Source organism: Bacteroides faecalis (assembly GCF_003865075.1).
Lineage (GTDB): Bacteria > Bacteroidota > Bacteroidia > Bacteroidales > Bacteroidaceae > Bacteroides > Bacteroides faecalis.
This window is the reverse complement of record NZ_BHWB01000003.1, coordinates 476,677-499,402: the sequence shown is the minus strand read 5'-3', so window position 1 is coordinate 499,402 and position 22,726 is coordinate 476,677. Positions and strand designations below refer to the sequence as shown.

Annotated in this window: 14 protein-coding genes; all 14 read left to right on the top strand. The window is 35.2% G+C overall.

The window, feature by feature from the left end; translation table 11 throughout:
• Window positions 1-20 precede the first annotated feature (20 nt).
• The 14 genes from EJF25_RS07625 to EJF25_RS07560 all read left to right on the top strand — a co-directional run bounded on the left by EJF25_RS07625 (window position 21) and on the right by EJF25_RS07560 (window position 22,604).
• Window positions 21-2,612, top strand: a complete 2,592-nt coding sequence (locus EJF25_RS07625) for a beta-mannosidase (RefSeq protein ID WP_125040748.1) — start codon at window positions 21-23, stop codon at window positions 2,610-2,612.
• Between the two features lie 52 nt (window positions 2,613-2,664).
• Entirely contained in the window at window positions 2,665-4,992 is a 2,328-nt protein-coding gene (locus EJF25_RS07620) for a glycoside hydrolase family 20 protein (RefSeq protein ID WP_125040747.1), read from the top strand.
• 181 nt (window positions 4,993-5,173) lie between these two features.
• Entirely contained in the window at window positions 5,174-7,693 is a 2,520-nt protein-coding gene (gene galB, locus EJF25_RS07615; RefSeq protein WP_125040746.1) for a beta-galactosidase GalB, read from the top strand.
• A 339-nt stretch (window positions 7,694-8,032) separates the two neighbouring features.
• Window positions 8,033-8,587 (top strand): UpxY family transcription antiterminator, encoded by a 555-nt coding sequence (locus tag EJF25_RS07610; protein WP_125040745.1) that lies wholly within the window; start codon window positions 8,033-8,035, stop codon window positions 8,585-8,587.
• Between the two features lie 122 nt (window positions 8,588-8,709).
• A complete protein-coding gene (locus tag EJF25_RS07605) occupies window positions 8,710-11,124 on the top strand; it encodes an SLBB domain-containing protein (RefSeq protein ID WP_200832885.1) in 2,415 nt (804 codons plus the stop codon).
• Between the two features lie 11 nt (window positions 11,125-11,135).
• Complete coding sequence (locus EJF25_RS07600) at window positions 11,136-12,269, top strand: Wzz/FepE/Etk N-terminal domain-containing protein (RefSeq protein ID WP_125040804.1); 1,134 nt, start codon at window positions 11,136-11,138, stop codon at window positions 12,267-12,269.
• A 32-nt stretch (window positions 12,270-12,301) separates the two neighbouring features.
• Window positions 12,302-13,852 (top strand): lipopolysaccharide biosynthesis protein, encoded by a 1,551-nt coding sequence (locus EJF25_RS07595; protein WP_125040744.1) that lies wholly within the window; start codon window positions 12,302-12,304, stop codon window positions 13,850-13,852.
• Between the two features lie 12 nt (window positions 13,853-13,864).
• Window positions 13,865-14,905 carry an NAD-dependent epimerase/dehydratase family protein gene (locus EJF25_RS07590; RefSeq protein WP_125040743.1) on the top strand — a complete coding sequence of 347 codons (1,041 nt, stop codon included), beginning with the start codon at window positions 13,865-13,867 and terminating at the stop codon, window positions 14,903-14,905.
• Window positions 14,906-14,973: 68 nt separating this feature from the next.
• Complete coding sequence (locus EJF25_RS07585; protein ID WP_125040742.1) at window positions 14,974-16,713, top strand: thiamine pyrophosphate-binding protein; 1,740 nt, start codon at window positions 14,974-14,976, stop codon at window positions 16,711-16,713.
• A gap of 73 nt (window positions 16,714-16,786) precedes the next feature.
• Window positions 16,787-17,944, top strand: coding sequence for a non-hydrolyzing UDP-N-acetylglucosamine 2-epimerase (wecB, locus tag EJF25_RS07580; RefSeq protein WP_125040741.1), 1,158 nt, complete (start codon window positions 16,787-16,789; stop codon window positions 17,942-17,944).
• Window positions 17,941-18,774 carry a glycosyltransferase gene (locus tag EJF25_RS07575; RefSeq protein ID WP_125040740.1) on the top strand — a complete coding sequence of 278 codons (834 nt, stop codon included), beginning with the start codon at window positions 17,941-17,943 and terminating at the stop codon, window positions 18,772-18,774. Before wecB ends, EJF25_RS07575 begins: the two co-directional genes overlap by 4 nt.
• Before the next feature lie 47 nt (window positions 18,775-18,821).
• Window positions 18,822-20,276 (top strand): O-antigen ligase family protein, encoded by a 1,455-nt coding sequence (locus tag EJF25_RS07570; RefSeq protein ID WP_125040739.1) that lies wholly within the window; start codon window positions 18,822-18,824, stop codon window positions 20,274-20,276.
• A gap of 229 nt (window positions 20,277-20,505) precedes the next feature.
• Window positions 20,506-21,636 (top strand): polysaccharide pyruvyl transferase family protein, encoded by a 1,131-nt coding sequence (locus EJF25_RS07565; RefSeq protein ID WP_125040738.1) that lies wholly within the window; start codon window positions 20,506-20,508, stop codon window positions 21,634-21,636.
• A 2-nt stretch (window positions 21,637-21,638) separates the two neighbouring features.
• Window positions 21,639-22,604: a glycosyltransferase family 4 protein gene (locus EJF25_RS07560; protein WP_200832884.1), complete on the top strand. Its 966-nt coding sequence runs from the start codon at window positions 21,639-21,641 to the stop codon at window positions 22,602-22,604.
• The last annotated feature ends 122 nt before the right edge of the window (window positions 22,605-22,726 follow it).

The window sequence follows — 22,726 nt, the reverse complement described above, 5'->3', positions numbered from 1 at the left end:
AAATATCTAAAGCCCCCACTATGATTTTAAATTTAACAGGAAAAGTGACCCAAATAGCATGCGGACTACTATGTTGTTGCACTATGGCTTATGCTCAGAATAACGATGCTTCGGATGTTGTTATTTTGGATGCTGGCTGGGAATTTTCTCAAGCAGGAACAGATAAATGGATGTCGGCTACTGTACCTGGTACGGTCCATCAGGATTTACTTCATCATAATTTACTGCCTAACCCTTTTTATGGGACTAATGAGGAAAAAATTCAATGGGTAGAAAATGAAGACTGGGAATATAAAACTTCTTTTATAGTATCTGAAGATCAATTAAAGCGGGATGGGGCTCAACTTATTTTTGAAGGACTCGATACTTATGCCGATGTATATCTTAATGGAGCTTTGTTATTAAAAGCAGATAATATGTTCGTAGGCTACACCCTTCCGGTAAAATCTGTTTTACGAAAAGGGGAAAATCACCTACAGATTTATTTTCATTCCCCTATTTGCCAGACTTTACCCCAATATGATTCCAATGGGTTCAACTATCCTGCAGACAACGACCATCATGAAAAACACCTAAGTGTTTTCACTCGCAAAGCTCCATATAGTTATGGTTGGGATTGGGGAATACGGATGGTGACCAGTGGTGTCTGGCGTCCGGTGACACTTCGTTTTTACGATGTTGCAACTATATCTGATTATCATGTAAAACAGATTTCATTGACGGATGATGTTGCAAGTTTATCCAATAAATTGATTATCGATAATATTTCTAAGGAAACAACAGCAGAAATTGAAATTAAAGTTTCTCTGGAAGGAACCGATGTTACAGAAGAGAAGCAATCAGTAATACTACAGCCCGGAATCAATCATATTGCTATTCCTGTAGAAATATTCCAACCTGTTCGTTGGATGCCCAATGGCTGGGGTAAACCTACGTTATATAATTTCTCCGCTCAGATTCTTGTTAATGGGAATGTGGTTGCCGCACAGTCCCATCGAATAGGTTTGCGTACTATTCGTGTAGTAAATGAAAAAGATAAAGATGGTGAATCCTTTTATTTTGAAGTGAATGGCATTCCCATGTTTGCCAAAGGAGCCAATTATATTCCTCAGGATGCTATGTTACCCTTTGTTACTCCGGAGCGTTATCAGACTCTGTTTCGTGATATTCGCGAAGCAAATATGAATATTGTGCGTGTATGGGGAGGAGGAGTTTATGAAGACGACTATTTTTATAATTTGGCAGATGAGAATGGTATTTTGGTGTGGCAGGACTTTATGTTTGCTTGCACTCCTTATCCTTCGGACCCTACTTTTATGAAAAGAGTAGAAGCGGAAGCTGATTTTAATATTCGTCGTCTACGTAATCATGCCTCTCTGGCAATGTGGTGTGGCAATAATGAAATATTGGAAGCTTTGAAGTATTGGGGATACCAGAAGAATTTTACCCCGGAAATCTATCAGGGAATGTTGCAAGGTTATGATAAACTATTTCGTGAACTTCTTCCTGCTAAAGTGAAAGAACATGATGGCGAACGCTTTTACGTGCATACTTCTCCATATTTTGCGAATTGGGGGAGACCTGAATCTTGGGGAGTAGGAGATAGCCATAATTGGGGAGTCTGGTATGGTAAGAAACCGTTTGAATCGTCCGATACGGATATTCCTCGTTTCATGAGCGAATTTGGGTTCCAGTCCTTCCCGGAAATGAAGACCATAGCAACTTTTGCAGCTCCTGAAGATTATCAGATTGAATCAAAAGTAATGAATGCTCATCAAAAAAGCAGTATCGGTAATGCATTGATTCGTACTTATATGGAACGCGACTATATTGTTCCCGATAGATTTGAAGATTTTGTCTATGTCGGATTAGTCCTGCAGGGAAAGGGGATACGCCATGGACTGGAAGCTCATCGTCGTAATCGTCCTTACTGTATGGGTACTATGTATTGGCAATTGAATGACAGTTGGCCGGTTGTATCTTGGTCAAGCATTGACTATTACGGTAATTGGAAAGCTTTGCATTATGAGGCAAAACGTGCTTTTGAACCACTTTTGATTGATCCTATACAGCAGAATGACAGCCTGTGTATCTATGTGCTTTCTGATCGGTTAGACAACATGGAACAAGTGAAGTTGGAAATGAAGGTGATCGATTTTGATGGAAAGCCGATAGGAAAGAAAAATCAGATAAACTCATTGACTATTCCGGCCAATACATCTTTATGTGTTTACAAAGAAGATTTCAGTACGAAATTAACTCAGGAAGAACTTCAACGTTGTTTCTTGCAATTGACACTTAAAGATATATCAGGTCATACTCTGGCAGAATCGGTTCATTATTTCAAAAAGACGAAAGAATTACTCCTGCCTCAAACAACAGTCAGCTATAAGATGAAACAGACGGATGGAAAGTGTGAATTAACCATTACTTCCTCTAAATTGGCAAAAGATGTTTTCATTGAAGTTCCTTTGCAGGGTGCTCGTTTCAGTGATAATTTCTTTGATCTTTTGCCGGGAGAACATAAGACGGTTGTCATCACTTCTACTTCAATAAAGAAAGGGGAGAAGCTGCCCTTGACCATTAAGCATATTCGTGAAACATATAATTAAAGACAAATTTATTAACTAACAAATTTATTAACTAACCCCTAATTTTTATTTTATGAAACAGTTTTTAAAATTAACCGGTTGGCTCGCAATTGCTGGACTTGTTGTCTCCTGTAAGTCATCGGTGCAGCAAGAAGCCAATTACCAGATTATTCCATTGCCACAGGAAGTAGTTGAGACTCATGGATATCCTTTTGTCTTAAAGAGTGGTGTTAAGATTCTCTATCCGGAAGGAAATGAGAAGATGCAGCGCAATGCAGAGTTTCTGGCTGAGTATCTGAAAGCCTCTACCGGAAAAGATTTTGCTATTGAAACAGGTACGGAAGGGAAGAATGCAATTGTATTATCATTAGGACTAGAATCAGAAAATCCGGAAGCTTATCAATTAAAGGTTGAAAGTAATGGAATAGCGATTACAGGTCCTACAGAAGCTGGCGTTTTTTATGGAATTCAATCCTTGCGTAAGTCATTGCCTATCGTAATAGAGGGAGATATTGTATTACCGGCTGTGGATATCAAAGATTATCCGCGCTTTAGCTATCGTGGTGCTCATTTTGATGTAGGACGTCACTTCTTTACAGTAGATGAGGTGAAAACCTATATCGATATGATGACATTACATAACATGAACCGTCTGCATTGGCACCTTACTGAAGATCAGGGATGGCGTTTGGAAATTAAGAAATATCCGAAATTGACAGAAATAGGTTCTAAACGTGCAGAAACTGTAATCGGACGTAATTCCGGTGAGTATGATGGTAAACCTTATGGTGGATTCTTTACTCAAGAACAGGCTAAAGAAATTGTAGCTTATGCTGCCGACCGTTATATTACAGTTATTCCGGAAATCGACCTTCCAGGACATATGCAGGCTGCTCTGGCTGCTTATCCGGAATTGGGATGTACAGGTGGTCCTTATGAAGTATGGAAAATATGGGGAGTATCAGACAATGTGCTTTGTGCCGGAAATGATAAGACTTTGCAATTTATTGATGATGTGCTGACTGAAGTAATGGAAATCTTCCCTTCAGAGTATATCCATGTCGGTGGTGACGAATGTCCGAAGACACAATGGGAAAAATGTCCGAAATGTCAGGCACGTATCAAAGCGTTAGGTATACACTCTGATGAAAAACATAGTAAAGAAGAACGTTTACAAAGCTTTGTAATCAATCATGCAGAGAAATTCTTGAATGACCATGGTCGTCAGATCATCGGCTGGGATGAAATTTTGGAAGGTGGACTTGCTCCTAATGCAACAGTGATGTCATGGCGTGGTGAAGCTGGCGGTATTGAAGCAGCCAAGCAAAAACACGATGTAATCATGACCCCTAATACTTATCTTTATTTTGATTATTACCAGACCAAAGATGTAGAAAATGAACCTCTGGGTATTGGTGGTTATGTGCCTATCGAAAAGGTATATGGGTATGAACCTACGCCTTCTTCACTTACTCCGGAAGAACAGAAACATATTATAGGTGTACAGGCTAATCTTTGGACCGAGTATATTCCTACTTTCTCTCATGCTCAGTACATGGTATTACCACGTTGGGCTGCATTGAGTGAAGTTCAATGGACCATGTCTGATAAAAAGAATTATGCAGATTTCTTATCTCGTCTTCCCCGATTGATTAAATGGTATGATGCCGAAGGATACAATTATGCAAAATTTGTATTTGATGTAACAGCTGAATTTACTCCGAATCCTACAGACGGTACATTGGATGTTACGCTGACTACTATTGATGATGCCCCTATTCATTATACTTTGGATGGTACAGAACCTACTGCAACATCTCCATTATATGAAGGTATATTAAAAATAAAAGAGAATGGAACATTAACAGCGATTGCAGTTCGTAGAAACGGAAACAGCCGTACTGTTTCAGAAAAAATTAATTTTAGTAAATCCAGCATGAAGCCGATCGTTGCTAATCAACCTGTTAATAAGCAATACGAATTCAAAGGTGTAACTACTTTAGTCGATGGCTTGAAAGGAAATGGCAACTACAAGACCGGACGTTGGATTGCATTCTACAAAAATGATATGGATGTGACTATTGACCTGCAGCAACTGACAGAGATTTCAAGTGTTGCTATATCTACTTGTGTAGAAAAGGGGGATTGGGTATTTGATGCAAGAGGATTCTCTGTAGAAGTATCAGAAGACGGTTTAAACTTCACAAAAGTAGCTTCCGAAGAGTATCCGGCTATGAAGGAAACAGACAAAAATGGTATCTATGAACATAAACTGACATTCACTCCGGTAAGAGCTAAATACGTAAAAGTTATTGCTCTGTCTGAAAGACAGATTCCTGAATGGCACGGTGGAAAAGGAAATCCGGGTTTCTTGTTTGTAGATGAAATCACAATTGATTAATGAACCAGATGGAAAAGACACATTAAGGCTTGTTTTTTCCTGTGTGGGGGTATGTCTGGAGACATACCCCTTTGTATACAAGAATAGTCAAGATATAAGATCAGGCACCTGTCAGTAAGGAATTTGATTAATAGATTTTACAGATGAAATAATCGTGAAATAAAATTGAAAACAGATATTTATGATAATAAAAACTAAAGTACTATTGGGATTGGTTGTTCTCTCTTTCTTTTCAGTGTTGAATGCGCAAATACGTACTTCATACACTTTTGAAAAAGGATGGAAGTTTACACGTGAGGACAATACAGATGCTTTTCAGCCTGACTATAATGACGCTAAATGGCAATCAGTGGTAGTACCTCATGATTGGGCTATTTACGGGCCATTTGGCATAGATAATGATAAGCAAATAACAGCTATCTCACAAGATGGACAAAAAGAAGCAATGGAACATGCCGGACGTACCGGAGGTCTTCCTTTTGTAGGAGTTGGTTGGTATCGGTTACAGTTTGAAGCTCCTTCTTTTACGAAAGGAAAAAAAGCCACGCTTATTTTCGACGGTGCCATGAGTTATGCTCGTGTTTACGTGAATGGACAAGAAGCCGGTTATTGGCCCTATGGTTATAATACTTTCTATTTGGATGTCACTCCTTATTTAAAGCAAGGAGTCTCCAATACATTAGCTGTCCGTTTAGAGAATAAACCGGAATCTTCCCGTTGGTATCCCGGTGCCGGGCTTTATAGAAATGTTCATCTGGTAGTTACAGAGGATGCTTATATTCCGACATGGGGTACACAACTGACTACTCCGGTGGTAAAGGACGACTATGCAAAAGTAAATTTAAAGACAACACTTGTAGTACCTACTGATAAGAACTTTGATAAGTACCGTATAGTCACTGCTCTGTTGGATAAGAATGGCAAAGTAGTAGCTACTAATGAGAAACAAGGTACTCGCTTTGATGACAATACATTTAGTCAAGAACTAATAGTTACCTCTCCGGCTTTGTGGAGTCCGGAAACTCCAAATCTTTATCAGGCAAACTCTAAAGTTTACGAAGGAGACGTGCTGAAAGATGAATATACCACAACTTTCGGTATACGCACTATTGAAATTATTCCTGATAAAGGCTTCTATCTGAATGGGAAAAGAACGGTTTTTAAAGGAGTTTGTAATCATCATGATCTTGGTCCTTTGGGAACTGCCGTTAATGATGCGGCTATTCGTCGTCAAATCCGTATTCTGAAAGATATGGGTTGTAATGCTATTCGTACCTCTCATAATATGCCGGCACCGGAATTGATTAAAGCCTGTGACGAAATGGGAATTATGGTAATGGCTGAAACTTTTGACGAATGGAAAGCAACCAAAGTAGCGAATGGTTATCATCATGTGTTTGATGAATGGGTGGAAAAAGACCTGACTAACTTGATACGTCACTATCGTAATAACCCGAGTGTAGTAATGTGGTGTGTCGGAAATGAAGTCCCCGAACAATGGCAAAGTGGAACAGGAGCTAAAATGTCTCTTTTCTTACAAGATATTTGTCATCGTGAAGATCCGAATCGCCCTGTTACACAAGGTATGGATGCACCGGATGCTGTGGTCAATAATAATATGGCAGCTGTGATGGATGTTCCCGGATTCAACTATCGTCCTCATAAATATCAGGAGAATTATAAGAAACTACCTCAACGGATTGTATTGGGTAGCGAAACGGCCTCTACAGTCAGTGCCCGTGGTGTATACAAATTTCCTGTTACCCGTCAATGGATGAAGAAATACGACGATCATCAATCCTCTTCCTACGATGTAGAATCATGTTCTTGGTCCAATCTTCCTGAAGATGATTTTATTCAGCACGAAGACTTACCTTATTGTATTGGAGAATTTGTGTGGACAGGTTTCGACTATCTGGGTGAACCAACACCTTATTATACAGATTGGCCCAGTCATTCTTCATTGTTTGGTATAATCGATCTGGCCGGTTTACCTAAAGACCGTTATTACCTTTATCGCAGTCATTGGAACAAAGGAAAAGAAACCTTGCATATCCTTCCACATTGGAATTGGGAAGGTCGTGAAGGCGAAGTAACTCCGGTTTTTGTTTATACCAACTATCCTTCGGCGGAATTATTCATTAACGGCAAGAGTCAGGGAAAACGTACGAAAGACCTTTCAGTGACAATAGATAATAGTTCCGATTCCGTTTCTATTATGAATTTAAAACGTCAAACTCGTTATCGATTGATGTGGATGGATACAAAGTATGAGCCGGGAACTGTCAAAGTGGTTGCCTATGATACAGATGGAAAAGCTGTGGCTGAAAAAGAAATTCATACAGCAGGAAAACCGGATCATATTGAGTTGGTACCCGATCGCGATAGGATAGAAGCTGATGGAAAAGATCTTTCATTTGTTACAGTGAAAGTGGTAGACAAAGAAGGAAATCTTTGTCCGACATCATCTCATGAGATTAGCTTTAAAGTGAAAGGAGCGGGAACATATCGTGCTGGAGCCAATGGAAATGCAGCCTCTTTGGAATCTTTCCAATCTCCGAAGATGAAAGTCTTTAATGGTATGATGACTGCTATCGTTTCTTCAACAGAACAACCGGGTAAGATAATACTTGAAGCTACAGGTAAAGGTTTGAAAAAAGGTGTCCTAACCCTTGAAAGTTCTTCGATAAATGTAAAATAAGAAAAATATTTTTATGAATTAAGATTCCCTCTAAGTGTTTCATTGAGATGTACTTAGAGGGATTTTCTTTGACGCTTGAAAGTAGATTAACATCCTAGTCAATAAAATTAAAGTGATAAAAGTATGTTCTTTGATTAAATTGTATTACTTTTGCAGCGTTTTAGTACTGTATCCGTTCCTCTATGAACCTTAGTTCTTATATGGAGGTAAGATAAAAAGGCTAAATCCTTAAGAGATGCGCTACTGATTCATAAATGAATTTCGTTTATGGAAGTCAGGGCGCTTTTGTCTTTTAAGATGCTATAAAATCTAATAAAAAACTAGGGGATGGTGTAGATAATGAATGAGCGGGGCAACGACCAGCAAATAGAAAAACGGCGCGTATGGTACGCCATACAAACTTTCTATTGTAAAGAAGAACATTTGGGGAAATATTTTGAAGAAAGGGGAATAAGCTATTTTATTCCGATGCGCTATACAGAGCAAGAGACTTTGGATGGCAAAAAGCATCGTAGACTCACTCCTGCTGTTCATAATTTATTGTTTGTTGAGAAAACATTTACGGAGAAAGAGTTCTTAGAGAAAATTGAAGGGTGTCCTATCCCTTTTCTAATTATACGAGATCGTAGTACACGCCAGAGTTATGAAATTCCAGATAGAGAAATGTTGGAATTGCGTGCTATTTGTGATCCGAATTACAAAGGAACTCTCTATGTTGATACAACAACAGCTGAAGCCCGCCCAGGACAAGCAGTCCGGGTAATCCGTGGCCCGTTTGCCGGACTCGAAGGTAAACTTACGCAATACAAAAAAAGCTACTATGTAGTCGTTACTTTGGCTACTATTGGTGTTATGCTGCACATTCCCAAATGGTATTGCGAGAAAATCAACTAATCATATCTTTTTAATTTTTCTGTACGGCATGTGATATATTTGAAGACTATTTCCCAATAGTCCTGCTTTTTTACATCCATACAAAAAGTATTTTTCATATTTATTGAAAATTTTAGTTATCGATGAAAATACAGAAACTTTTTAGTGTATTTCTATTTGCTTTGATGCTAGGAAGTACTTCTTTACTTATGGCTCAAACCATGAGTGATCAGCAAGTGCTTGAGTATGTGAAGGAAGGTATCAAGCAAGGCAAAGAACAGAAGCAAATGGCTGCTGAACTGGCACGCAAAGGGGTGACAAAAGAACAGGCGATGCGTGTAAAAGAGCTGTATGAAAAACAGAACAATGTGGATACAGCTAAATCCACTGGTACGGATGCTAATGAATCCCGTTTGCGTGAAGAAATGAAGGAAAACACTTCCGATATGTTGGAAGATCAGCCTACTACGCAAGATCTGGTTCGTGAAGATCAAGTATTTGGCAGAAATATTTTCAATACAAAGAACCTGACGTTCGAACCTAGTTCTAATCTTGCTACTCCTCCTAATTATCGTTTAGGTCCTGGCGATGAAGTAATCATTGATATCTGGGGTGCCAGCCAGAATACTATTCGTCAGCAGATCTCTCCTGATGGAACCATTAATATTCAAAAGATTGGTCCTGTGTATCTGAGTGGACTGACTGTTTCTGAGGCTAATGATTATCTAAAAAAATCTCTGAACAAGATATATAACGGTCTGAACAATGCGACTGACCCCAGTTCGGACATTCGTCTTACTTTAGGTAATATTCGTACTATTCAGATTAATGTCATGGGTGAGGTTGTCCAGCCCGGTACATATGCACTTTCTTCTTTCTCAACCGTCTTTCATGCTCTTTATCGTGCAGGTGGAGTGAGTGATATCGGAAGTTTGCGTAATGTTCAACTAGTAAGGAACGGTAAGAAGTTAGCAACGATTGATGTATATGAATTTATCATGAAGGGCAATGCCCAAGATGATATCCGTTTACAGGAAGGAGATGTTGTCATAGTTCCTGCTTATGACGTTCTGGTAAAGATTAGCGGTAAAGTGAAACGTCCGATGCGTTTTGAAATGAAAAAGGATGAACCACTTTCTACTTTGATAAAGTATGCCGGAGGTTTTGAGGCTGATGCTTTTACCCGTTCTTTACGTGTAGTACGTCAGAATGGTCAGGAATACGAAGTAAATACGGTGAAAGACATAGACTATAGTGTTTACCAGATGCGTAATGGTGATGTTGTAACTGCTGAGGCTATCCTTAATCGTTTTACTAACAAGTTGGAGATTCGCGGAGCTGTTTATCGTCCGGGTATCTATCAATTAAGTGGCAAATTGAACACTGTTCGCGAACTGGTCAATGAAGCTCAAGGCTTGACAGGAGATGCTTTTCTGAATCGTGCCGTACTTTATCGGCAACGTGAGGACTTGACAACAGAAGTTCTTTCAGTGGATATCAAGCCTATTATGGAAGGAACTGCTCCCAATATTGCTTTATTGAAAAATGATATTCTTTATATTCCAAGTATTCATGATCTTGAAGATAGAGGCAATGTAAGAGTGCATGGGGAAATTGCTAAACCTGATTCATATCCTTATGCAGATAACATGACTTTGGAGGATTTGATTATTCAAGCAGGTGGCTTACGTGAAGCTGCTTCTACAGTTCGTGTAGATGTTTCACGTAGAATAAAGAATCCCCGTAGTACAGTAGATAATGATACTATTGGTCAAATGTTTTCTTTTGCTTTAAAAGATGGCTTTGTAATAGATGGCCAGCCTGGTTTTGTCCTTCAGCCTTATGATGAAGTTTATGTACGTCGTAGTCCAGGTTATCAAGCACAGCAAAATGTCAGCATTGAAGGAGAAATTTTATTTGATGGTACTTATGCCTTGACTAGTCGTGAAGAACGTTTGTCAGATTTGATTAACAAAGCAGGAGGGGCTACTAATTATGCTTATCTGCGTGGAGCTAAACTGACTCGTGTTGCCAATGCTAGCGAGAAGAAGCGTATGAGTGATGTCATTCGGTTGATGCGTCGTCAATTAGGAGAAGCGATGATTGATTCTTTGGGTATTGCAGTGGAGAATACTTTTACTGTAGGGATCGATTTGGAGAAAGCATTAAAGAACCCAAAGAGTAATGCCGATCTTGTTTTGCGTGAAGGCGATATCATTTCTATACCAAAGAATACAAATACTGTATCGATTGACGGGGCTGTAATGGTTCCGAATACTGTGTCTTATCTTGCTGGTCAAGACATTGATTATTATATAAACCAGTCAGGTGGTTATTCTGATAATGCGAAAAAGAGTAAGAAGTTTATTGTTTATATGAACGGTCAAGTTACTAAAGTGAAAGGCAATGGCAAGAAACAGATAGAACCAGGTTGTGAGATTATTGTACCTAGTAAAGTGAAGAAGAATGTGAATGTAGGTGAAATATTAGGTTATGCTACCTCTTTCAGTTCATTAGGAATGATGATTGCCTCTGTTGCTAACTTGATTAAGAAATAACTTATATCATGATGTCAGAACCACAGCAAATGAATAGTGAGATTTCTACAATGACAACTCAAAATAGCGTTGAAGGGATGGAAATCGATTTGAGAGAAATTTTTTATAGGATAATATCTATTCGCAAGACCTTGTATAAAGCTGCAATCATAGGGTTGGTTATTGGGATTATTGTAGCTTTTAGTATTCCTAAAAAATATACAGTTAATGTAACTCTTTCTCCTGAAATGGGTAGTGCGAAGAGTAATAATGGTTTAGCCGGACTTGCGGCCTCTTTTTTGGGGAGTAATGCAACCATGAGTGAAGGTGCGGATGCCTTGAATGCTTCTTTATCTACGGATATCGTTTCTTCTACTCCGTTTTTGCTGGAACTATTTAATATGAAAGTTCCAGTATCAGAGAAAGATACCTTAACTTTTGAAACTTATTTAGATGAGCAATCTTCTCCTTGGTGGAGTTATCTCATTGGTTTTCCTAGTATGGTTATTGGAGGAATTAAAAACTTGTTTACAGAGGAAAATAATACTCTTATCAATTACAAGAATCAACAAAAAGGTGTTATTGAATTATCTAAAAAAGAAAGCGAGAAAATACAATTCTTAAGGAAGAATATATTTGCTGCTATGGATAAAAAAACAGCAATTACTAGTATATCTGTTACATTACACAATCCTAAGGTAGCTGCTACTGTGGCAGATTCTGTCATTCATAAATTACAGGAATACATAATTAATTACCGTATCTCAAAAGCGATAGAAGATTGTGCTTATCTCGAGAAACTATTTAAAGAGCGGCAACAAGAGTATTATGCAGCTCAACAAAAGTATGCTAATTATGTAGATACTCATGATAATTTGATTCTTCAAAGTGTACGTGCAGAACAAGAACGTCTCCAAAATGATATGAGTTTAGCATATCAGGTGTATAGCCAAGTAGCCAATCAGCTACAGGTAGCTAGGGCTAAAGTTCAAGAAGAGAAACCTGTTTTTGCTATAGTAGAACCAGCAGTAGTACCATTGATTTCATCGGGTATGGGAAAAATGATGTATATGCTATTATTTGCTTTCTTAACGATATTTGGCACAATGGGATGGATGTTGCTAGGAAGAGATCTAATGAAGAATTTAAAAAAAGGGAAGTTCTAATGTTTTTTTAATGATATTGGGAAATATAACATATGTCAATCCCCGTTTCAGATAATCGTCGTATTGCCAAAAATACCTTGTTCTTATACTTTCGCCAGATATTGGTTATTGTAGTAAGCTTATATACTGTACGTGTTGTGCTTGTTGCTTTGGGAGTAGAAGATTATGGTATTTATAATGTTGTGGGTGGGTTTGTTGCTATGTTTAGTATATTATCTGGAGCTCTTTCAGTAGCTATTAGTCGATTTATGACTTTCGAAATGGGGCAGGGGAAAAGCAAACGATTCTTACAAAAAATATATTCCTCATCTGTTATTATACAAATTGGTATGGGGATTTTCATTGTGTTGTTGCTTGTTACATTTGGCGTTTGGTTTGTAAGAGAACAATTGGTGATTCCTCAAAATCGGCTTGATGCCGCAGTTTATGTATTATTATTTTCTACTGTAAGCTTTTTTGTTAATTTATTAAGTGTGCCCTATAATGCATTGATTATAGCACATGAACAGATGAGGGCATTTGCGTATATTAGTATTGTAGAAGCTGTGCTAAAATTACTTGTAGCTTTTTTGCTTATAGTGTTACCTATGGACAAACTTGTATTGTATGGCTTTTGCATGGTAGTCGTTTCTTGTATTATTTGTTTGTCTTATGTTTTTTACTGTAAACGTCATTTTGGGGAATGTCGTTTTATCTTGGAATTTGATAAAAAGTTATTATCTCGAATGTTTGCGTTTTCTGGTTGGGCATTTTTGGGTAATGGCTCTTTTGTCATGAAAGAACAAGGTGTAAATATATTGCTTAATATGTTTTGTGGTCCAGCTGTCAATGCTGCTCGAGCTATAACGACGCAGGTGACTACTGCTGTTACTATGTTTGTATCCAATTTTATGCAAGCAGTCAATCCTCAAATAACAAAATCATATTCTTCCGGTAATTTAGAAAATATGCGTCGCCTCATTTTTAATAGCTCTCGCTTTTCATTTTTTTTGTTGTTGTTACTGGGATTACCATTAATGAAGAATACAAATTACATTCTTAGTTTGTGGCTTGTGTCAGTGCCAGAATATGCATGTCTATTTATTCAGTTGCTCCTTGTATTTTGTCTTATGGATTGCTTAGTACAACCATTAATGACAGGTTTACTTGCGGAAGGTAATATACGGACGTATGAAATTGCATTAGTCGTTTTAAATGTGGGTAATGTCATTCTTTCTTATTTTGCACTGAAACAAGGTTTTGCACCAGGAAGTGTATATGTTGTTTCTATACTTATTGAAGTTGGCATTATGTGGGTAAGGATATATTTATCAAGCAAGGCATATGGACTTTCAGTTAGAACTTATTGTATGGAAGTTTGTGGTAAATCTATCGCTACTGCTGCGATAGCAGGAGGAATTACTTATTGGATTAGCTTACCATTAGAAAATGCTTTTTGGAACTTTGCTATTACATCTTTATTAATTGTACTGGTTACAGTAATAGTAATATGGATTATAGCATTGAGTAAATATGAAAGATTTCTTATCCTTTCTACATTGAGTAGTAAACTATCTAAGTTTACAATAATTTTAAGACAATAAAATTGTAATTAAATGAAAATTCTTCTATTGGGAGGGACTGGTGCAATGGGATTGCATCTAACAAAAATTCTTTCTGAGCAAGGAAATGAGATATTTGTGACAACAAGACAGAAATGTGAGAGTAAAGAATTGGTGCATTATCTACAAGGTAATGCACATGATGTAAGTTTCTTAAATAGTTTACTGTATATGGAATGGGATACTATTATTGACTTTATGGTATATACTACAGTAGAGTTCCAAGAACGTGTTCATTTATTATTGAGTTCATGTAAACAATATATATATTTAAGTTCTGCAAGAGTATTTGCCAATACGGATACTTATATCACTGAATGTTCGCCTCGATTATTGGATGTTTCAATAGATATGGAATATTTAGCGACTGATGAATATGCTTTGTCGAAAGCACGACAGGAAAATATGTTACGAGAGTCTGGTAAAACTAATTATACTATTGTACGTCCTTATATAACTTTTAGTGAAGAACGTTTGCAGCTTGGAGTTTATGAAAAAGAAGCGTGGCTGTATAGAGCTTTGCATGGACGTACAATTGTATTTTCAAATGATATTGCCCTTCATTATACTACATTGACCTATGGATTTGATGTAGCATATGGTATCGCAGGATTAGTTGGTAATTCAAAAGCTATTGGTGAAGACTTCAATATTGCTACTGATGAATCACATACATGGCAAGAAATACTGGAAGTTTATCTTGGTGTATTGGAAAACTACTTCGGATATCGTCCAAATGTAAAATATACAGAAGAATCTTTGAATTTACAGTTTCAACGCATGAAATATCAAGTAAAATATTGTCGTCTTTTCGATCGTCGCTTTGATAATAAAAAGATACTATCTGTTGTGCCTGATATTCAGTTTAGTAACTCATTGCAGAGATTGCGTAGTTGTTTGGAAGTGTTTCTCTGTGATCCTAGATTTCTTTATTATGAAATATCAATGGAAGCTTTAAGGGATAAAATCACTAAAGAATATGCTGATAAAAAAGAATTTTCAACTATTAGGCAATGGATAAAATATTTTTTTTAAGGCGTGCTCCGTTTCAAGTAATTAAATATCGCTTTAAATAGTAAGTTGTAAAAATAGAAAGATTATTTATGGAAAAAAAATATTATAGCTCAGAGCGAAGTGTTCAGATACTTATTTCGTTACTTAAGCAACACAATATAAGAAAAATTGTTGCTTCTCCGGGTACTACAAATATAACGTTTGTGGCGAGTATAATGCAGGACCCATGGTTTGAAATGTATTCTAGTGTGGATGAACGTAGTGCTGCTTATATAGCTTGTGGTATGGCAGCAGAATCTGGTGAGGTTGTCGTGTTAAGTTGTACTGGAGCGACTGCATCACGAAATTATGTGTCTGGATTGACAGAAGCTTATTATCGTAAGTTACCAATATTAGCAGTAACAAGTACGCAAGATATAATACGCATTGGACATTTAATTCCTCAGGTTATTGATCGTCGAGTTATTCAGAATGATATTGCTATGTTAAGTGAGCATATTTCTGTTACCCATAATGATACAGATGAATGGAGTAATACAATTAAAATAAATCGAGCTTTGCTTGAACTTCGTCATCGGGGGGGGGGGCCGGTACATCTAAATTTGACGACTACTTATAGTCGTGACTTTTCTGTGAAAGAACTTCCTCAAGCACGTCTTATTCGGCGCACTTGTTTGGGAGAGGAATTTCCTTCTTTTCCCCAAGGACGTATTGCTGTTTTCATTGGTTCACATTTAAAATTTACGGCATCGGAAAATGCAGCTATTGATAGATTTTGTGCAACACATGATGCGGTTGTCTTTTGTGACCATACGAGTGGGTATAAAGGAAAATATGGTGTTCCAGTATCTATTCTTACCTCACAAGAAAAAGATATGTGCCATCTTGTAAATACTGATTTATTGATACATATTGGTGAGGTTTCTGGAGGATATATTACCATGCGTCCTAAAGCTGTATGGCGCGTATGCCCAGATGGAGAATTGAGAGATATATATCAACGATTAACACACGTGTTCGAAATGAGAGAGCAACAGTTCTTTGAGTATTATTCTGATGACTCTGTTGCACCTCGTACAACTTTTCTTGATAATTGTTTGAAAGAATTGGGAGCAATACATATGGAGATCCCCGAACTTCCATTTTCTAATGTCTGGATTGCTCAACAAACAGCTCATCGTCTTCCTGAAGGAAGTGTAATTCATTTAGGAATTCTAAACAGTCTGCGTACATGGAATTTTTTTATTACTCCTAGTAACGTTTATGGGTATTCTAATACTGGTGGATTTGGTATAGATGGAAATGTTTCGTCGCTTATCGGAGCGTCGTTAGTCCATCCAAATCATTTGTATTTTGGTGTGTTAGGTGATTTAGCTTTCTTCTATGATATGAATGCTGTGGGTAATCGGCATGTTGGTAATAATATTCGTATTTTACTTGTGAATAATGGTAAAGGTACAGAGTTTCGTAATTATACACATCCAGGCGCAGCTTTTGGAGATGATGCGGACAATTTTATTGCAGCTGGTGGTCACTATGGTAATAAGTCGCGTGTATTAATTAAACACTATGCAGAAGATTTAGGCTATGAGTATCTGAGTGCTAATAATAAAGAAGAATATCTGAAAGAGGTAGAACGTTTTCTAGTTCCTGAGATTACAGAACGACCAATGATTTTTGAAGTTTTTACAAATAGTGAAGATGAAAGTGATGCAATTAAGATAATTAATAATCTCACAGTATCAGCAGTAGGAATACTGAGAAATGCAGCAAAAACAATCTTGAACGATAGTTGTAGGAAAATAGTAAAAAATATAATGTACAAATAATGTAACGTAAACATTATATATGCAAAATGTAGTTTAAATATTTAAGTTTCTATTAGTTAAAAATATTGGAAAAATGAAGAAAATTCTTTTGGTTTTTGGCACTCGTCCTGAAGCAATAAAAATGGCACCTTTGGTAAAAGAATTTCAAAAACAATCAAATGATTTTGAAGTGCTTGTATGTGTAACAGGGCAGCATCGTGAAATGCTCGACCAGGTACTTCTATTATTTGACATAAAACCAGATTATGATTTGAATATAATGAAGCAAGGGCAAGATTTGTATGATGTAACGGCACGTGTTTTGGTTGGTATGCGTGATGTCTTAAAAGATTGTTGTCCTGATATTGTATTGGTACATGGTGATACAACTACTTCAGTAACTGCGGCTTTAGCTGCCTATTATCAACAAATTCCAGTAGGGCATATAGAAGCTGGATTACGAACTCATAATATTTATAGTCCTTGGCCTGAAGAAATGAATCGACAACTAACTGGACGTATTACAACTTATCATTTTGCTCCAACTTTGTTGAGTAAACAAAATTTATTGGATGAGGGGATAAAAGATAATTTTATTACTGTTACAGGAAATACTGTGATTGATGCTCTTTATATGATAGTTGATAAAATCAAGAAAGATAAAGAGTTGGATACTAAACTTCAAAAAAGGCTGACTGAATCAGGATATGATGCCAGTCGATTGGATAATGGTAGGAAGCTGATTTTAATTACGGGGCATCGTCGGGAAAACTTTGGAGATGGTTTTATTTCTATATGTAAGGCAATAAAGACATTAACTAAAAAATATCCAAATATTGATTACGTTTATCCAATGCATTTAAATCCTAATGTTCGTCGTCCTATTCATGATGTATTTGGAGAAGATTTGTCTAATTTGGGAAATATGTTTTTTATTGAACCTTTAGAATATCTTTCTTTTGTTTATTTAATGGAAAAATCTACTATTATTTTGACGGATAGTGGAGGGGTACAGGAAGAAGCTCCGGGATTGGGTAAACCGGTTTTGGTAATGCGTGATACAACAGAACGTCCAGAGGCACTTGAAGCTGGTACAGTTAAACTTGTAGGAACTGATTATGATAAAATAGTTTGTGAATTGTCAGAATTGATAGAGAATCAATCATCTTATGAGAAGATGAGTAGAGCTATAAATCCTTATGGTGATGGAAAATCTTGTGAACGTATAATCTCTTTTCTTAATAGTAAATGAAATTTGCTTTAGTAACAACAGTTTATAATGAAGAATCAAATATTAGAAATTTTTTATCTTCATATTTGAATCAGACAGTTTATGCTGACGAATTTGTAATATTAGATGGAGGATCCACTGACAATACTGTATTTATACTAAAGGAATTTTCCAAGGCATATCCATTTCTAAATATAAATATTATTGTAGATGAGAGATGTTCTAAAAAAGTATCTAAAGGAGCTATTGCTAAAGGAAGGAATATTGCGATATCAAATACATCTAAATCAAGTGATTATATAGTTGTTACAGATGCTGGGTGTTTGTTGGAAAAAAGATGGTTTGAAGAAATAATAAAACCGTTTTATAAAGGAGCTGAATTAGTTTGTGGCTATTATTCTATATTAGTCGAGAATGATTTTGATCGGAAATATTCAAAAATATTTCTTCCTAAAAATGATAACTTTTTGCCATCGTCTAGAAGCTTTGCCTTTAAAAAAGAATGTTGGGAAGCAGTTGGGGGATATCCAGAAGAAACGTATACAGCTGAAGATACTTTTTTTGATTTGAAATTGATTGATAAGAAATATAAAATGCTTAGAGCGCCTAAAGCTATTGTTTATTGGAAAATAGCAAAAGACGAAAATGATCTTAGAAAGAAAATATATGCATATGGTTATGGAGAGGGAATGTTACATTTGTATAAATTGCGTTATCTATTTAGACTATTTAGTTTGGTTATTCCTATTTATCCATTGATACATTCACAAGGATTAGCTTTGTGCTATAAATTTTATTTTTATCAAGTACGAGGTTATTTGGCTGGATTATTATATTCATGTAAAAGATAATTGTGATTAAAATAGATATACTGCACAGTTTCGGGAAATATAAATTTTTGAAACTATTATTACTCTCTTTATTTACTGCACTGTATATAGATTTTTTTTCTTTAAATTATATCGGTGTACTGTTTTCTTATTTTATTTTTTTTGCGTTATCTATTGGGATTTTAAAAGATATAATATTCTCTTTTAAATGGTTTATAATTATTTTTTTTACCATACCAACTCTTCCTAGAAATATATTAGATGCTTATGATGCTCTAGCAAATCAGCTAACAGTTTATAATACTATATCATCGATGCCTTTTTTGGGAATAAGTATGATACAGTGGCTAACTATGTTTTTTCTTTTATCCTTTTTCATTTTAATAATAAAAAAGAGAATATTAATATCTACGAGATTATTCAATATATCCTTTTTACTTTTTCTTTATCCTTTTATAACAACACTAGTTTATACACTATTAAATCCTGCTTCTTTTCTTTTTAGAGAGGTAATTACCACCATGCGTTTCCCTCTATATATATTATTAGGATGTTTTTCTTTAGCATATATTATAGGGGTTAAGGGTCGAGATTTTTTATGTGATTTTTTAAAAGATATTTTTTTAATATCAGGATTAATAATGTGTTGTCGTATCCCGTTTTTTTTAATTATGAGTTTATATGAAAAAACACCTTCATTGGATTTGGGGATATTAGCTACGCTTTGTTTTGCAATTATTTTTTCTTTAATTTCACTTAGAAATCGATTTGTTTTTAATGTGTTTTTAGTCCCTATCTTTTTTATGTCTATACTTACTCCTAGCCGAACACATATAGCTATGTTTATTTGTTGTTTTGTTTTGTATGTTATCCTTGCTGGAGTTACTAAAAATTTATTCTTTAACATTATAAAAAGCGTTATTGCAGTATTATTTTTATTCTTTATAATGGCATTATTAAATGAAAGACTATATGACTTTTTTTTGTGGAAATTAGAGGATTTTACATTTGGGGGAGATGATGTCGGTGTGTCAGATTCTGGATTAGTAAGATTTTTTGAGTTTTTGAATATATTTGATCAATTGAAAGAAAATCCATGGGAACTTGTTATGGGAAGAGGATTATGTGGGTATTTTACTTTTGATTCGTATCCGTTACCATTTAGTTATGATTTGGATTTAAAATCATATCAAGAATTTGAGTTATCGAGTGGTAAATATTATCATCCTCATGTTTTTGTGAACCACTTAATTCTGAAATATGGTTTAGTTGGTCTATTTTGTTATCTTGGGGCAATTTGGAGTTTATTCAGAAAAGGTTTAAAATATCGTAAGTGTAACTTAGATTTTAAATATATTTATCTTGTTTATTTTAGTATATATATAGCAATTCCTTTAGTTTTTGATTTATTTTTTAGAGGAGCTTATGCTATTATATTTCCTTTTTTGATGTATGTGCTACATACTATAAAACCGACTCTTCCTGTTCTTCCTAAAACAGATAGATTAAAAGGATTGTGCTAAAAAATATCCATTCTATTCTATAATAAATTTTATATCAAATTTTATGATAGTATATCATTTTTCATAACAGGTGCTTTGTATATGAAATAGTCGTTAGTATAACTATTATTCTATCCTTAATTAGTGTCAAATTAAGGTTGTTAGCAGTCATGTCTTTACATTTTATAGTAACGGTAATTGGGGATAGATAAACATTTTCTTAATAATAATACATTAATAAATATTGTAAATGAGGATTGGAGTCGTTACATTTTGGTGGACTGATGATAATTATGGGCAGTTGTTACAAGCATATGGCTTGCAGATGGTGTTGAGAGAAATGGGACATGAGCCTTTTATAATAAAGTATGATAGAAGAAGTGATGTAGACCATTCATTGAAAGCGAGAATACATATTTTAAAAGATATATTACTATTGCGATGTAGTATAAAGAAAATTATTAATCGAAAAAATGAATTTGCAGAAAATGATTTACGCAACTTTTCAATGTTTCGTGATCGATATTTAAACTTTTCTAAATTATATACCACATATGAAGAACTAAAAACGGATCCTCCTTTAGCTGATGTATATATAGTTGGTAGTGATCAGGTATGGCATTTTCCATCAAAATCGTTTTATAAATTAAAAAATTGGGCAAATGTTTATTTTCTTAATTTTGGTTCAGAAAGTATAAAACGGATGTCATATGCTGCTTCTTTTTCTTTAAATGATATTTCAACTGATTTTTGTAAATTTATTACTCCGTTACTGAAACGCTTTTCGTTGGTTACAGTGAGGGAAACATCTGGAATTCCAATTTGTGAGAAATGTTTGGTTAAGTCTCCTTTACTGGCTCTTGATCCTACTTTATTATTAACTACTAATCAATGGAAAAGTTTGGCATTAGATATATCATATCCTAGTAATATGTTACTATGCTATTTGCTAGGTAATCAGTGTGCTATTTCTTTTGATGAAATATATAATTTTTCATTAAAATATGATTGGAATATAAAATATATAGCTAGTCAAGGACAAAAGGCTACATATGATGCTATTACTCCATCTATCGAAGAATTTCTATCATTGGTTAGTTCGGCCAAATTTGTTATCACAAATTCTTTTCATGGTACAGTCTTTTCTATAATATTTAATGTCTCGTTTTTAGTAATTCCTTTATGCGGAGAATTTCAAAGCATGAATGATCGAATTTTTACTTTGTTAAAGATATTTCGATTGGAAGATCGGATTTATTCAACTACAGAAGATTTCTATAATCAATTGCAGATGAATATTAATTGGGAGTCAGTAAATAGTATCTTGTCAGAGCGTAGAAAAGAAATGTTGGATTTATTAAATTCTCATATTAATATATAATTATGAAAGTATTATTTCAATCACGTAAAACTCTATTTACTGCTCCTGGAGGAGATACAACACAAGTTTTAAAAACAAGAGAATTTTTAGAGAAACTAGGGGTATCTGTAGATGTTAGTATTGAACTGCAACCTGATGTATCTGGTTATGATATTATACATGTTTTTAACCTAATGAGGCCTCAAGATTTGTATTTGCAGGTTGAAAATGCAAAAAAATACGGGAAAAAAGTAGCTTTATCGACAATTTATGGTCCTTATACTGAGTATGAGAAGAAGGCTCGTGGTGGATTTTTACAATTTATAAATAAATTCTTATCAATAACTCAAATAGAATATTTGAAAGTGTTGGCTAGAGCTGTATTGAATCAAGAGTTTAGTAAAGGTACTCTATTGTATTTGCTACATGGTCATAAAAAATTGCAACAAAAAATAATTCGAATGGTAGATGTGTTTTTACCAAACTCTGAATCAGAAATGGAAAGAGTTATTTTTGATTTTAATATAAAAAAATGTAATTATATATCGGTTCCTAATGCTGTTGATATTGATAAATTTGACTATAATTCGGTTGCAGTAAATAATGATATAAATCGTTTTAAAGATTGTGTTTTGTGCGTATCTAGAATAGAAGGACGTAAAAATCAATTGAATGTAATAAAAGCTATAAAAGGTCTTCCTTATAAATTTGTATTTATAGGTCAGGCTGGAGCGAATTTTAAAAAGTATTATGAAAAATGTAAGAAAATATCGGGGGATAATGTTTTTTTCTTAGGCCAAATAGAACATGAACAATTACCTCAATTTTATAAAGTAGCAAAAGTTCATGTATTGGCATCCTGGATGGAAACGCCTGGACTTTCTTCATTAGAGGCTGGAGTGATGAAAACTAATATAGTTGTAACTAAAAAGGAGATACCTTTGATTACTTTAAAGATTATGCCTTTTATTGCGAACCAGATAATCTAGATTCGATAAGGAATGCTATTATACAAGCTTTTGAAACTCCTTATGATATTTCTTTTGAGAAGCATATTTGTGAAAATTTTAAGTGGGAAAATACAGCAGAAGCAACTTTAAAAGGATATAAA